General features: G+C 52.2%; 10 protein-coding genes and 1 pseudogene. 4 read left to right on the top strand and 7 right to left on the bottom strand.

The genetic code is table 11. The annotated features are described in order from the left end of the window. Window positions 1–36: 36 nt before the first annotated feature. The 5 genes and pseudogenes from GC090_RS20950 to GC090_RS20930 all read right to left on the bottom strand — a co-directional run. Window positions 37–1,581, bottom strand: a complete 1,545-nt coding sequence (locus GC090_RS20950; protein ID WP_205952999.1) for a sensor domain-containing diguanylate cyclase — start codon at window positions 1,579–1,581, stop codon at window positions 37–39. Window positions 1,582–1,830: 249 nt separating this feature from the next. Then, window positions 1,831–3,186: a cytochrome c gene (locus GC090_RS20945; protein WP_324021647.1), complete on the bottom strand. Its 1,356-nt coding sequence runs from the start codon at window positions 3,184–3,186 to the stop codon at window positions 1,831–1,833. Beyond that, window positions 3,179–4,783, bottom strand: a complete 1,605-nt coding sequence (locus tag GC090_RS20940) for a GMC family oxidoreductase (protein ID WP_033742278.1) — start codon at window positions 4,781–4,783, stop codon at window positions 3,179–3,181. The genes GC090_RS20945 and GC090_RS20940 overlap by 8 nt, the downstream gene beginning before the upstream one ends. A 24-nt stretch (window positions 4,784–4,807) precedes the next feature. Beyond that, window positions 4,808–5,311, bottom strand: a complete 504-nt coding sequence (locus GC090_RS20935; protein WP_033742279.1) for a sugar dehydrogenase complex small subunit — start codon at window positions 5,309–5,311, stop codon at window positions 4,808–4,810. Window positions 5,312–5,743: 432 nt separating this feature from the next. Further along, window positions 5,744–6,324: pseudogene (locus tag GC090_RS20930) on the bottom strand (ABC transporter six-transmembrane domain-containing protein); the annotation flags it as partial. 94 nt (window positions 6,325–6,418) lie between these two features. Here GC090_RS20930 and GC090_RS20925 point away from each other — a divergent pair. The 4 genes from GC090_RS20925 (at window position 6,419) to GC090_RS20910 (ending at window position 10,803) form a co-directional block, all read left to right on the top strand. Further along, on the top strand, window positions 6,419–7,003 hold the full coding sequence (locus tag GC090_RS20925) for a TetR/AcrR family transcriptional regulator (RefSeq protein WP_006122078.1): 585 nt from the start codon (window positions 6,419–6,421) through the stop codon (window positions 7,001–7,003). Between the two features lie 463 nt (window positions 7,004–7,466). Next, on the top strand, window positions 7,467–8,849 hold the full coding sequence (locus GC090_RS20920) for a diaminobutyrate--2-oxoglutarate transaminase (protein WP_324021945.1): 1,383 nt from the start codon (window positions 7,467–7,469) through the stop codon (window positions 8,847–8,849). Between the two features lie 14 nt (window positions 8,850–8,863). After that, window positions 8,864–10,330 (top strand): pyridoxal phosphate-dependent decarboxylase family protein, encoded by a 1,467-nt coding sequence (locus GC090_RS20915; protein ID WP_054687884.1) that lies wholly within the window; start codon window positions 8,864–8,866, stop codon window positions 10,328–10,330. Window positions 10,331–10,515: 185 nt separating this feature from the next. After that, complete coding sequence (locus tag GC090_RS20910) at window positions 10,516–10,803, top strand: VF530 family protein (RefSeq protein ID WP_110268542.1); 288 nt, start codon at window positions 10,516–10,518, stop codon at window positions 10,801–10,803. Window positions 10,804–10,877: 74 nt separating this feature from the next. Here GC090_RS20910 and mqo read toward each other — a convergent pair whose 3' ends face one another. After that, on the bottom strand, window positions 10,878–12,527 hold the full coding sequence (mqo, locus tag GC090_RS20905) for a malate dehydrogenase (quinone) (protein WP_006122074.1): 1,650 nt from the start codon (window positions 12,525–12,527) through the stop codon (window positions 10,878–10,880). A gap of 371 nt (window positions 12,528–12,898) precedes the next feature. Further along, on the bottom strand, window positions 12,899–13,855 hold the full coding sequence (locus tag GC090_RS20900) for an Rpn family recombination-promoting nuclease/putative transposase (protein ID WP_324021644.1): 957 nt from the start codon (window positions 13,853–13,855) through the stop codon (window positions 12,899–12,901). Window positions 13,856–13,974: the final 119 nt, after the last annotated feature.

The following is a 13,974-nucleotide window of genomic DNA, read 5'->3' as shown; positions in this document are numbered from 1 at the left end:
GTGCTGATCCGGGCAGCGGCACTGAATGGCGCGACGTTACAGACTAGCACCGTTTCGCCCTTCGTGTTTTGTCCGGTACAAGGCATCATCCGCACGCTTGATCAGTGATTCTGCATGCTCTGGCCCTTCGCCAGCCTCCGTAGCCGCCACCCCCGCACTGAGCGTAACGCAACCCGTTGTGAGCCCCGTTGAGACATGAGGTATGGCCCGTTGTCTGACGGTCTCGACCACACTTAAGGCAACGGTCAACGCATCCCGGGCCGACGTATCGGCCAATACAATCGCAAATTCTTCGCCGCCATAACGGGCCGCGATATCCGTGCGACGTTGGGCAAACGTTTTCAGTATCTGGGCGACCTGCTGTAAGCATTCGTCACCTGACACATGGCCATAAGTATCGTTGTAGCGTTTAAAATAGTCGATATCGAAAAGGATCAGCGACACCGGCCCGCCGCTGCTGCGCGCATGGAGCAGGCTTTTTTTCAGGAATTGATCGAAATAGCGACGATTTGCCAGCCCTGTAAGCCCGTCCGCATTTGCCAGACTCTTCAGCGACTGATTCGCGGCGGTGAGCTCATCGCGAAGATGCGTCAGTTCAAGTTGATAACGCAGGCTGCGCCTGGCTTCATTCCGGATAAATATCCAGAGCAGAATAATGCCCACCAGCAATACAAGGCTCAGTAAAACCCCCTGCACGCGGCTTTGCATCCACTCTAAAAAAAGCCGTTTGGTATCAAATCCCGCGGTCACAACTACTGGATAACGGCTGGAGCTGACAAAACCAAATATTCGCTTTTCGCCATCCAGTTCGGCTTTCCACTGGCCGCTTCCGCGCTCGGCGTTGGCTAATAACTGATGGAAAAGTGGACTGGAGGAGAGGTTTTTGCCGATATAGCTGTCTGGCAACGGGCGCGCATACAGCACCGTACTGTCTGCCAGCATAAGCACCAGTAAATCCTGCGGGCCGATAACAAAGTAATCGTAATAATGGCGGAAATAATCAATGCTAATCGTGGCGAGCAGCACACCTTTGAAGCCGCCATAGTCGTCATTAATCCGTAAGGATACCGGGATGACATAGCGTCCCGAGCTGCGGCTGCGGAGCGCCGGACCGACATGCACGCTGCTACGAAGATTATGTTGATGGAAAATAAAATACTCCCGGTCAGCATTGTTATTTCCTTTGGGCATCTCAGTAAGCGAACTGGCTATCCATCGCCCTTGTGAGTCAAAGTAAAACATGTCCTCCAGTTGAGGAAGACGACTTTGTAAGGTGCGCATGATGTTATTGACTTCCGCCACGTCAATATCCGTTCCGGGCTGGGACTGAATAACGCGCTGTACTTCGCGCAGAGAAAGTTCGATTTGCAAAAAGGTATCTTCTGCCTGACGGGCCTGTGCGACAGAGAGATCAATCGCACGCTCCTCGGTTGACCGGACGGTTCTCTGCCAGTCCATGTGCAGCGTCCAGGCATTAACCACAATCACGCCCAGCGTCAGTAAACTACAGGCCAGTGTTATGCTTCTGAGCAGCGGGGAAAGGCGCATCATTGCAGCATCTTTTTTACGACGTAATTCCATGCCGGTTTACCGTTTTTTCGCTATGGGATACCGCAACATATCAGAAATAACATGTTAACAATGACAACCACACAGGCCATTTCTGCAAACTGTGTTTAGTGTAGATGACGGTTACGCTTTCACGCGCATGCTGTGCATGTCAGCGAGAGGAAAGAGAATCTTCTCCGGCGGTGGAAGCATAATGCGGCAGGGCGAGTGAGCTGATTATCAGGTTTCCCCTCTGCCCTCAGAGACAGAGGGGAAGATGCCTTAACGTCGACGACGCCACCACCAAAACAGCCCCCCAATGACCACCAGCACGCCTGCGACCATCGCCCCCCGGACCAGCGGCAGCAGCAGTGAAGGCTCACCGCCCTGACGCAATGCTTTCACGCGCGCCGGAGTGATGCGCACTGCACTGTTGCCGATGTCCTGCATCACGTAGTTCGTGACATCGGCAATTTGTGTGTCATTTAAGGTCTTGGCAAAACTGAGCATGCCCTGCCCTTTTGCAGGCCAGACACCGTCCAGTATGACCATCGCCACGTTATCCGCATTGGGTTTCTCCAGTACCGGATGTTTGGTTAAGGCAGGCAGGCCGTTAAGTCCCTGTCCTTCCAGGTTATGGCAGGATGCGCAGTTATTACGGTAAATCTGCTCGCCGTCCGTCATATCCGATAACATATCAGGTGTATCGTCCCCGGTGACGGGCGTCAGACCGACGGTGGGCTCCTCGCTGTCGGCATCGGCATCCGTGTCGTCTTCGTGATCGACTGCAGGCAACAGGTAGGTCGCGATAGCGGCCCGATCGTCCGGCGTCATCCGCGAAAAACTTTTGTCGATGGCTTCCAGCATCGGACCGGCCGCCGTTGCACCATTATCGGCGTGACCGCTGGCGAGATAGGCTGCCAGCGACTCGCGTGACCACTGATCGTCACTTTGTAACGCAGCAGACGTAATCGCTGGCGCATACCAGGTCCCGAGAGAAGCGCCCTGTAACGATTTATCCGACTCCTCCGCCATCAGGAAATTACGTGGCGTATGGCAGGTGCTGCAGTGGGTTAACCCTTCCACCAGATACGCGCCGCGATTCCATTCAGCAGACTGGCTGGGATCGGGAGTAAAAGGCTTGCCGTCAAGGAACAGAAGATTCCACGCCGCCATGCTGAAGCGGAGATTAAACGGAAACGGCAACGCCGTTTTTTCTGGCTGTGTATCATCTGCTTTTACACCGTACATAAAATAGGCATAAAGCGCGGAGATATCGCTGTCGTTAATCCGGGCATAGGCGGGATACGGCATGGCCGGATAAAGATGGCTGCCATCCGCGCGAATGCCCTTGCGTAAGGCATCGGCAAACTGCTTCTCACTGTAGTGACCAATGCCTGCCGTTTTTGAAGGCGTAATGTTGGTACTGAAGATGATCCCTAACGGGCTGCCAATCGCATGGCCACCGGTAAACGGTGCTTTGCCCTCTTCTGTATGGCAGGCCGCGCAGTCCCCGGCTACGGCAAGGTATTCTCCCCGCTTAATAAGATCGCCCTGGCTTTCGGCATGCGCAGTGGTCTGCATGAGGCTGAGCATAAGGGCAATCGGCACCACCAGGCGCCTCAGTAACTTATCCATGCTGCGTCTCCTGCAAAATTTTATCAGCCGTGCGCAACGCAAGCGCCATGGCGGTCAGTGTGACATTACAGGTTCCGACCGTGGGCATCACGCCAGTGCCCACCATAAACAGGTTTTCATGATCGTGCGCCCGCCCCCAGGCATCCGTGACGCTGGTAGCGGGATCCAGGCCCATCGACAACGTGCCAGTAATATGTTGGCGATTAGAAAATTTGCCGCTTTTACTGTGGCGAATATTGGTCGCGCCCAGCTTTGCGGCAATCGCGTCATAACATTCACGGGTTTTCGCCGTGCCCTTTTGCACATACTCGTCCACATTCCAGTACAGTGCCGGGGTAGGCAGCCCCAGAGCATCTTTGTTACTGCTTAACGTGACGCGGTTGGTGGGATCCGGGAGCTGTTCCAGGGCATTCTTTATGCTGAGACGACGTGCCGCACGGAAGCGAATCTGTTCCTGAAGTTTTTTGCCAAAATAGCCTTCCTCCAGCACTTCTTTCGTCACCGCGGCGACCTGCGAGGCATTGGAAATATCCAGACGGAATGGCGCGTGTTCACGACGGAACTCACCGTCCCTGAACTGCCCGATTGAGCACGGGCTGACGGGGCCGCGTCCGGGCCAGATTTCTTCATCCACATCAAACGTGACGCCAATCGCGGGGTGATCGCAGAGGTTACGGCCCACAGTGTCCCGGGCATTGCCGATGCCCTGTGGGAATCTCTCGCTGGTGGACATCAGCAGCAGCTTAGGCGTTTCAATCGCATTGGCCGCCAGAACAAATGTCTGCGCCGTCACGCGATGGCGTGTTTTATTCCAGTCATAATAGTTTGCGGCCACAATCCGCCCCTGCGCATCGTGCTCAAGTTGATAAACGACAGCTTCAGTGATTACCTGTACGCCGCTGTCTTCCGCCTGCTGAGCGGCCAGGCCACCGTGATACTGCGCGTCAATGGGGCACACGGGCATGCAGTTATTGTTTCCACAGCAGGCCGGTCGGCCATCGTAACTTCGGCTGTTGCGGCCGGTACTGTCATCCAGTACGGTGAAGTCTGGCGCGAGTCGGGCCGTGACACGTTGCTGCAACCAGGAGGCTGGCACCCGTTCCATCGGAAACGGCTTACTGCGAGGCGAGCCGTTGTCCGGCGATCCGCCGACGCCAGCGATGACTTCGGCTTCATAGTAATAAGGTTCCAGATCCTGATAGCTAATCGGCCAGTCTTTTCCCACGCCATACAGCGAATGTTGCTGAAAATCATTCGGGACAAAGCGCCACAACTGAGCCGCCCAGTGCCAGCTGGTGCCGCCAAAAATACGAATATATTGCGCATTAAATGCCTGAGGACCCAGTTGCTGCAGATAATCATTGGGTTCTGGGGTATAGCGCGGTTGGGGTGCCATCGGTGAAAAGGGGTACGGTGACATAAAGTCAGACTTAAAGGCAGAACTGCGGAAGCGCTCCACCAGTTCTCCACGGCTGACCTTAGGTCCGGATTCAAGCAGGATAACGGACTTTCCGGCTTTCGCCAGACGCGTCGCCAGTAACGCGCCATTCACGCCTGCACCGATAACGACCACATCAGCCGAATTATTCTTCTTCATGGATAACATTACTCTTGAAAAGGGTCACGGTTGGCTCGCCCAACTGCCACAAACGCCATAGGAGAAGCTCGGTGGAACCAGTTTGTCGTTAACGACCCGATTCGCAAGCGTGTTGATATAGGTGATATAGCGCGCATTTTTGCCTTTGCCGACAATGCCGGTATACCAGCTGCTCAGAATCGCCCCGGCCAGCCTGGCGCTTGCCGCCTCAGTTTCAGCAAACTGCAGGCGTGCCTGTTGTAACAGGTCGGGCTGATGCGTTAACAGGTTGCTGAGATGAAAAAGTGCCGCGCTGAAGTTTTTCTGCGTCTGACTGAACGCATCAAACAGCGCACTGCCTACCGTGTCATTGAGCTCGTTCTGTTGTGTCAGTTGCTGTGAAACCAGCATAAACACATCAAGGGCATCTGCCTGCATGTTCGGTTGCGCAGCGTTGAGAGGCGCCAAAGGGAACAGATGGCCGGTCGCACTGGCCACAGCGACAAGCCCAACCATCTTCAGCACGCGCCGGCGTGAATAGTGATTCATCATATTATCCAGTCAAAAAGCTGCCTTTCTCTGGCAGCAAATCCTTCTTTGGCATACGAATAGCGTGTTGCCAGAATGCATCGCGTCCTGGATGCTTTGCCTTACGTCATCGCTAAACTTGACGAAGTGATGACTGCGACGACCTGCTCTGATTAACTCTATCGACAAGCCAGCCACTGTCCTTTACGTTACGCATGCAAGAAATCTTTTTCCTGTTAGCGGCAAACCCAGCATGATGCTGTGTGATCCTTCAACAGCGCCTGGACAGCGTTATCCTGTTGGCAGTCGTTAAACCAGATGGTTATTTGGGTTATGAATATATTAAATGGATAGTAAACAAATTTGATACGAAGCGGTACTGACCGTTGAGACGGGTGAGGTGTGTGAACCTGTTACGTCAGGCTGTCCTGCGCGTTGTGCCGGCGGCAAGCTGATCTCTTTTTCCAGTCGGTTATTTAGCCGGCCAGACAAGGCTTTATTTTTGTGTGAGAATCCCGGCAGGAAACATGCCAGGCTCAGCAAAATGATCGGGCAACCGACGCCCGTCCAGAACGCAATTGCCAGCAACACGATGGCGGCACCGCTGATGGGACGACGGATGTTATCAAGACAGGCAAATGCAGCTCAAAAAAGTCGACAAACTCACGTGACAGCGTCACACGGATAGCAATCGTTGAGGCATTACGCTTCGCGTTGCGCCACGTCCACCGGCACCGCCAACTCTACATAGATCCGTGCAAAAATTCGGGTGTCCACGCTACGCCTTGCCGCACCGTTTCCCACATTGTAAAGGCTATTACCGCATGAAGCATGGCCTGGAGCGCATGTCCGGTGATAATGGCACTAATCGCGAACCCGGCTAACAGCGGGTAAAGCAAACAGGAGACATTTTCCGCCATGACCCGCAACAGGGTGAGAGTCAACTTTTTACTGTGACGTCGCCCCAGCGTTTTCAGGGTTGCAATGGCGGTATGTGGCGCGGTATTCGGTAGTGTCGCTCTGGAAGAACGCATGATTTTCTTTTCGTAAACTGTTAAAACTGAGCGGTCGCTCAAGTACCAGCGCATCATAATTGCGTGATTGCTCAAAGTTAATTCAGGAGTCAGGATGCAAGCATCAACACAAACCGCCGGGGAAACACTGAAAGAAAAAATTCTGGCGGGCGCCGTCGCGCTTTTTCTTGAAAAGGGGCTCGAAAAGGCCACCACACGCGAGCTCACCGCGACGCTGGGCATTTCACGCAGTCATATCTATCACTATTTTCCTGACTGGCACACGCTGACCTTAACGGCGCTGGAGCGCTTTATGCAGGGCGAACTCGACGACTTCGCCCGTGAACTGGCCGCGCTGGATCCTGAGCAGCAACTATACTGTTTAATCGAAGGACATATTCCTGATGCGGCGGATTCCGGCTGGCAACTTTATGCTTCAGTGTGGCAGATGGCTGGCCATCACGATGATTATGCCGGGTTGGCCGAAAAAATTACGGCCGGCTGGGATGCCCTGCTGTGTCGCATTCTCGAAGCTGGCGTCGCACAGGGATACTTTCGGATTGAGGATGTTGCGCGCAGCGCACGCCAGCTCAACGCCATGCTGAATGGCTATGCCGATCTGCTCAGTATTAAGTCTTCGCCTGAGAGAGTCGAGCAGGTGATGTCTGATATTCATCACTTTGTAAAACTGCTGCGTTAACCGTATCCGCAACAACAGCGTGGGGTTGACGCCCACCGACATTAAAGGAATGTTAAACAGAAGTTATAATTATATTTACTCTTATCCTTATATTGTTTCATCTCTATGGCGCACGTTTTACATTTTGATGGTTGATTAATCTCAAATTTTATCGCTTATCCGCACCGAAACGGTTGCTAACACACTTTATTTTTACTTAGTAAAACGCATGCGTGATCCGATAAGCGCGTGTTTTTTGGCACTTTATTGATTATCTGTTTTAAGAAAAGTTGCTTACTTAGTGACGAAATTAACGGTAAGCAACTGTTTTATATAACAAATGAATTAATAAAAAGACATAAAATTAATCATTGAGTCCTGTGTTAAAAAACAATATATTGGCCGCGTTTTTAACATGAGTTCTAAATTTTATTCACTTATCCAACTGCAGCGTGATGCCACGCCCGGTTGTAGGAGAGATATGATGACGGATAAAGTCCGTATTGATAGTTTGAATGCGAATACATTAAACGGTAACAATGAGTCTTATCTGGCCCGCCAGGCCGAGTTTGAATCAAATGTTCGAAGTTATCCGCGTAAATTGCCGTTAGCGATCGCAAAAGCTAATGGTGTCTGGATCACAGACGTTGAGAACAAACAGTATCTTGACTGTCTTGCCGGTGCCGGAACGCTTGCGTTGGGTCATAATCATCCTGACGTACTGCAAAGCATCCAAAATGTCATTACCAGCGGCTTGCCGTTACATACTCTCGATCTGACCACGCCATTAAAAGACGCGTTCTCAGAATATTTGCTCTCTCTGTTACCGGGTCAGGGCAAAGAGTACTGCCTGCAGTTCACTGGTCCTTCTGGTGCGGACGCAGTGGAAGCCGCGCTGAAACTTGCGAAAAAACACACGGGCCGTTCAGGCGTGATCAGCTTCTCCGGCGGTTATCATGGCATGACCCACGGTGCGCTTTCAGTGACAGGTAATCTGTCACCGAAAGAAGCCGTGGACGGCATGATGCCGGAAGTGCAGTTCATGCCTTATCCGCACCTTTACCGTTGCCCGCTGGGCATTGGCGGCGAAGCCGGTGTTAAAGCGCTGACCTACTACTTCGAAAACCTGATCAACGACGTTGAAAGTGGCGTACGTAAACCGGCTGCGGTCATCCTGGAAGCCGTTCAGGGTGAAGGCGGCGTCAATCCTGCGCCAGCAGAGTGGCTGCAACGTATCCGTAAAGTCACCCAGGAGCACGGCATTCTGCTGATCCTGGATGAGGTTCAGGCCGGATTTGCCCGTACCGGTAAATTCTTTGCCTTTGAACACGCCGGCATTGAACCCGACATTATCGTTATGTCAAAAGCCGTCGGTGGCGGTTTGCCATTAGCCGTACTGGGTATTAAAAAGCAATTTGATGCCTGGTCGCCTGGCCACCATACCGGTACATTCCGTGGCAACCAACTGGCCATGGCAACCGGTCTGACAACGTTGAAATTGCTGAAAGAAAACAACATCGCTGACAGCGTGGCAGAAAAAGGTGAGTGGCTGAAAGGCAAACTGGCCGAGCTGCAAAAACGTTATCCGGCGATTGGCAACGTCCGTGGTCTGGGTTTGATGATCGGTATCGAAATGGTCAAACCAAACGAAGCACAGGATCACATGGGCTGCTACCCGGCTGACGGCGATCTGTCTGCGCTGGTGCAGAAAAAATGCTTCGAAAATGGTCTGATTCTGGAGCGTGGCGGCCGCCACGGCAGCGTATTACGTCTGCTGCCTTCTCTGCTGATCAACCATGATGAGCTTCAGGTTTTCCTGGATAAGTTTGAAAACTCCCTGCTTGCCGCAGGCGTCGAAGCAGTTTAAGTGGAGTAAGTTCGATGTCACGGTCAAATCCTATTCTGGCGTCCTCGGTGCAAAGCACCGAGGCTTATCAGCAGGCTATCGCTCAAAGCAGCGCGGCCGTTGTTAAGTGGCTGGAACAGCCTGAAATGTATCAGGGCAAAACGGTTGCAGAACTCCGCGAACGCATCAAGCTGGACTTTAACCCAGAAGGCCTGGGTAACCAGGCCGCCATTGAGCGCGCGATTGAGTATTTCCTGAAAGACAGCCTGTCTGTTCATCATCCACAGTGTGTTGCGCATTTACATTGCCCAAGTCTGGTTATCAGCCAGGCCGCTGAAGTACTGATCAACGCCACGAACCAGAGTATGGACTCGTGGGATCAGGCACCTTCTGCCACGCTTATCGAAATGAAGCTGATCGAGTGGTTGCGCGAGCAGGTTGGTTATCAGGCGGGTGATGCAGGCGTCTTTACCAGTGGCGGCACGCAGAGCAATCTGATGGGGCTGATGCTGGCACGCGATGCCTTCTTTGCCCGTCAGGGTCATTCCGTGCAGCAGGACGGCCTGACTGGCGATCTGAAAAAAATCAAAGTTTTCTGTTCGGAAAACGCGCACTTCTCAGTGCAGAAAAATATGGCCCTGCTCGGCTTAGGCTACCAGTCGGTCACGTTGGTGAAATGCGACGAGTTTGCGCGCATGGATATGACGGACCTGGCTCAGAAACTGGCACAGGCCAAAGCCAACAACGAGCAGGTGCTGGCGATTGTCGCGACGGCGGGCACAACGGATGCGGGTGCTATCGATCCGTTACGTGAGATCGTCAGGCTGGCGGCTGAGCAGCACATCTGGGTTCACGTTGATGCGGCCTGGGGCGGCGCGCTGCTGCTGTCCGAGAAATATCGTCATTACCTGGATGGTCTGGATCTGGTGGATTCCGTTACGCTGGATTTCCATAAACAATTCTTCCAGACAATCAGCTGTGGCGCTTTCCTGTTAAAAGAAGCCCGTCACTATGAGCTGATGCGCTATCAGGCCGCTTACCTGAACTCTGAATTTGATGAGGCACAGGGCGTACCAAACCTGGTATCAAAATCTCTGCAAACCACGCGTCGTTTCGATGCGCTGAAGCTGTGGATGGGACTGGAAGCGCTGGGCCAGAAACAGTATGCCGAAATTATCGATCACGGCGTCACGCTGGCACAGCAGGTTGCGCAGTTTATTGAACAGCAGGATGCGCTGGAGCTGGTAATGAAACCTCAGCTGGCGAGCGTCCTGTTCCGTTATCGCCCACATCAGTCCGCGGGCTGGAGCGATGCTGACATTGCGCTGTTCAACCAGCGCATCGGCGATGCATTGCTGGAATCCGGCCGGGCCAATGTCGGCGTGACCGAGCATAACGGTATGACCTGCCTGAAAATGACGTTGTTGAACCCAACGGTGACCCTGGAGGACATTACTGTCCTGCTGGCACTCCTGGAGAAAACAGCACAGTCATTGCTGTAAGCCTTTCTTATTCTGCCTGACTCAGGCCGGTAATTTTTACCGGCCTTATTTATTTGTGCAGACTGTCCGCAAGGCTTAGCGTGCCGGTGGACAATATCGCCCCACAGCGCCCCTGACTGAACTGACTTGCGCCACGCAGCATCGTGCTGCAGGATAAGACTTTTACAGCATTTACCGGAAAGACTATGACCGCTCACGTCTCTAACGATCCCCTGCACGGTATTACACTTGAAATGCAGGTCAACAGCCTGGTGGCACGATATGGCTGGGCTGAACTGAGCAAGCGTATCAATATCAACTGTTTTAAAAACGATCCCAGTGTGAAGTCCAGCCTGAAGTTTCTTCGCCGGACGCCCTGGGCGCGCGCTGAAGTGGAAGCCCTGTACCTGGCTTCACGGGATGACGCGCAACTGGATTCCACACCGTCATCCGATGAAGATCCGTGGTCCAGTTGGCGCCGTGATAAAACCTGATGAAGATTGCGCGCACGCTTCAGACGTAAAAAAGCCCGCGTCATCACTGACGCGGGCTTTTTCATATTATGGCATTACAGCGCCATATCGTGCTTCGCTGGTTCAGGTGTTTTATCACTTTTCGCCGCGGGAGCTTCAGCAGGCTTAGTGCCCATGTTAATAACCGGTGGCTTCGTCAGCTGCAGCGTTGCAGCCGTTTCATCCCACACCTGCTGTGTCAGTGCAGGATTGTCGTTCAGTTTCTGACCGTAAGCAGGAACAATTTTACGGATTTTTTCCTGCCATTCCGCAGACTTGAATTGCTCCGGGAACAGTTTCTGCATAACGTTAATCGCAATAGGTGCAGCGGTTGATGCGCCTGGCGATGCGCCCAGCAGTGCAGCAACGGTTTTCTGCTGATCGGTCACGATTTCTGTACCGAGTTTCAGCACGCCACCTTTCTCTGCATCTTTCTTGATGATCTGTACACGTTGACCGGCCTGGATCAGCGTCCAGTCTTCTTTCTTCGCATCAGGATAGTATTCTCTCAGCGCAGCAAAGCGGTCATCATCGCTCAACATGACCTGACCAATCAGGTATTTCACCAGATCGAAGTTATCCAGGCCCACATGGGTCATTGGCATAAAGTTGTGAGTCGTCGTCGAGCTCAGCAAGTCAAACAGCGAACCGTTTTTCAGGAACTTGGTTGAGAACGTGGCGAAAGGTCCAAACAACACGACACGTTTGCCATCGAAGTAGCGTGTATCAAGATGTGGAACGGACATCGGTGGCGCACCCACAGAAGCCTGACCGTAAACTTTGGCTAAATGACGCTCAGCAATCTGCGGGTTTTTGGTGACCAGGAATGAGCCGCCAACCGGGAAACCTGCATAATTATCCGCTTCGGGAATGCCGGTTTTTTGCAGTAACTTCAGCGCACCGCCACCCGCGCCGATGAACACATATTTTGCGTCTACCGTGCGTTCGCCGCCATTTTTGGCATCTTTGATGGTCACGTGCCAGGAGTTATCGCTGTTACGTTTGAAGTCGGTGACTTCAGAAGACGTTTCCAGACGGAAATTATCATGTTTCTTCAGGCTACCAATCAACTGACGGGTAATTTCACCGTAGTTAACGTCGGTCCCGACAGGCGTCCAGGTTGCTGCCACTTTTTGTTGAGGGTCGCGACCTTCCATCACCAGAGGTGCCCACTGCGCAATCTGTTTGTGATCGGTGGAGAACTGCATACCCTGGAACAGGACGGTTTTCTGCAACGCCGCGTAGCGCTTAGTCAGATAATCCACATTATCGCCCCATACAAAACTCATATGCGGCGTAGAGTTGATAAATGAACGCGGGTTATTTAACACGCCGTCTTTCACCTGAGAACTCCAGAACTGGCGGGAGATCATGAAGGCTTCGTTAATTTCCAGCGCTTTGGTCACGTCAATAGAACCATCAGCACGCTCAGGCGTGTAGTTCAGTTCCATATTGGCGGAGTGGCCGGTACCGGCATTATTCCAGCCATTCGAGGATTCAAGTGCCACACCATCAAGCTTCTCAACCATGATCTGTTTCCAGCCCGGTTGTAGCTCTTCCAGCAGGGTGCCCAGAGAAGCACTCATGATACCGCCGCCGATCAGCAGAACGTCTGTTTTTTCTGGTGAATTTTCAGCATGGGTGACTGAAGAAACGAGTAACGCTGCAAGCGAAAGTGCAGGTACGAATTTAGTTGATTTAATCATTCGGAATCTACAATTAACGTGGAGAAGTAGTTAAAAAAAGTCCCGAAAGTTTAAAATATTGTTATTGCGTAGTTAATGTGAAAATAGTTAAAAAATTAAAAGCTTCTTTATTTCGATTAATTTAGTTACAAAAGGTTAACTTCATTATCGATATATTTTAACCACACAATAAAGGGGCGTTTTGCAATATACAATGCCCTAAGGCAAATATTTTCAGCGCGCGGTGATGAGAAATGATGCGACAGCTTTTACTCGCAGGAAGGCTAAAACACAAAGAGGAAAGCGCGCCGTTCAAGATAAGATATTACGGATAGTGAGTCTTTCAACGGTGATAACAGCGGCTCTTTATCACTGACCGGTCAAGGGGATCCTCAGTGACGGATCTGCGCCAGATCATCCGCATTAAGACCCGTCATTTTCATTACCGTCTCGTTATCCAGGCCGTTTTGCAACATAGTACGGGCAATTTTCAGCGTGGCTTCACGTTCCCCTTCAGAACGACCCGCTTCACGTCCCAGCTGAATGCCCTTTTCGATACCTTTCTCCATGCCCTTTTCGATGCCTTTTTGTTCGAGCTGCTGCGCGATGGTCATTAGTTCGTCTCCATGTTGCGGCACACGTTGTGCCAGTTCTCTGACCAGGGCTTCGGCATCCGAAGTTTCCCCTGTCTGCACAATGTAGTGTATCAATGATATGACTTGTGATGAAGAAAGATAGCCTGCCAGCAATACCGGGACAAGCGTATCCATCAGCTCCGCAAAATCACGCTGGTGGATATGCTTCTGGAGCAGTGTCAGCGCGGCCATACTGCGATGACCCGCAATTTCTTCATCAGGAATCACGGTGACATCCACCAGCGGGAAGGGTTCGGCATAGAGTCGGGCTGCCAGTACGGGATCGCTGAATGCATCAAGCCAACGGGTCGAGTAGGGATAGGGGCTACGTTTCCCGGTATAGAAGAGGACAGGAATCACCAGCGGCAGGCTTTTGTGGCCGGCTTCAAGGTGACGTTGCATGGCCGCCACCGCGTATCGCAGTAATCTGAAAGCCATCAGTTTATTCGGGGAGGACTGATGTTCGATCAGTACATGGATATAGCCCTCCTCGTCTCGTGTCGTTTTCAGACTGTAGAGAACATCACTGAAATACTGGCGAAGGTCGTCTTCCACAAAAGAGCCGGATTCCAGTTTCAATGTATTCAGATCACAAATAGCACGTAATTCGGCGGGAAGATGCAATTCCATAAAGTCACGTGCAATCTCGGGCTGCGAGAGAAATTGTCGAAACGTTGCATCGTGAGGCATTGGTGTGCCGTTCTTCTTCTTCATCAACCCTGACTCCAGAATAACAAGCTGACATTTCATTGTGGCAATAAGAAGCCTCTGGGGGATAAGCACGGAAAACACGCGCAATGACGCACGATAGCTTTACTTTTGGGGAGCAGCAT

The sequence above is a fragment of the Pantoea sp. JZ29 genome, from assembly GCF_035190385.1.
In the GTDB taxonomy this organism is placed as follows: domain Bacteria; phylum Pseudomonadota; class Gammaproteobacteria; order Enterobacterales; family Enterobacteriaceae; genus Pantoea; species Pantoea stewartii.
This window is presented reverse-complemented; position numbering and strand designations above follow the sequence as displayed.

Excerpts from the sequence above, each read along its gene's own strand:
- GC090_RS20950 (WP_205952999.1), bottom strand. The coding sequence starts at position 1,581 with ATGGAATTACGTCGTAAAAAAGATGCTGCAATGATGCGCCTTTCCCCG.
- GC090_RS20945 (WP_324021647.1), bottom strand. The coding sequence starts at position 3,186 with ATGGATAAGTTACTGAGGCGCCTGGTGGTGCCGATTGCCCTTATGCTC.
- GC090_RS20940 (WP_033742278.1), bottom strand. The coding sequence starts at position 4,783 with ATGAAGAAGAATAATTCGGCTGATGTGGTCGTTATCGGTGCAGGCGTG.
- GC090_RS20935 (WP_033742279.1), bottom strand. The coding sequence starts at position 5,311 with ATGAATCACTATTCACGCCGGCGCGTGCTGAAGATGGTTGGGCTTGTC.
- GC090_RS20925 (WP_006122078.1), top strand. The coding sequence starts at position 6,419 with ATGCAAGCATCAACACAAACCGCCGGGGAAACACTGAAAGAAAAAATT.
- GC090_RS20920 (WP_324021945.1), top strand. The coding sequence starts at position 7,467 with ATGACGGATAAAGTCCGTATTGATAGTTTGAATGCGAATACATTAAAC.
- GC090_RS20915 (WP_054687884.1), top strand. The coding sequence starts at position 8,864 with ATGTCACGGTCAAATCCTATTCTGGCGTCCTCGGTGCAAAGCACCGAG.
- GC090_RS20910 (WP_110268542.1), top strand. The coding sequence starts at position 10,516 with ATGACCGCTCACGTCTCTAACGATCCCCTGCACGGTATTACACTTGAA.
- mqo (WP_006122074.1), bottom strand. The coding sequence starts at position 12,527 with ATGATTAAATCAACTAAATTCGTACCTGCACTTTCGCTTGCAGCGTTA.
- GC090_RS20900 (WP_324021644.1), bottom strand. The coding sequence starts at position 13,855 with ATGAAGAAGAAGAACGGCACACCAATGCCTCACGATGCAACGTTTCGA.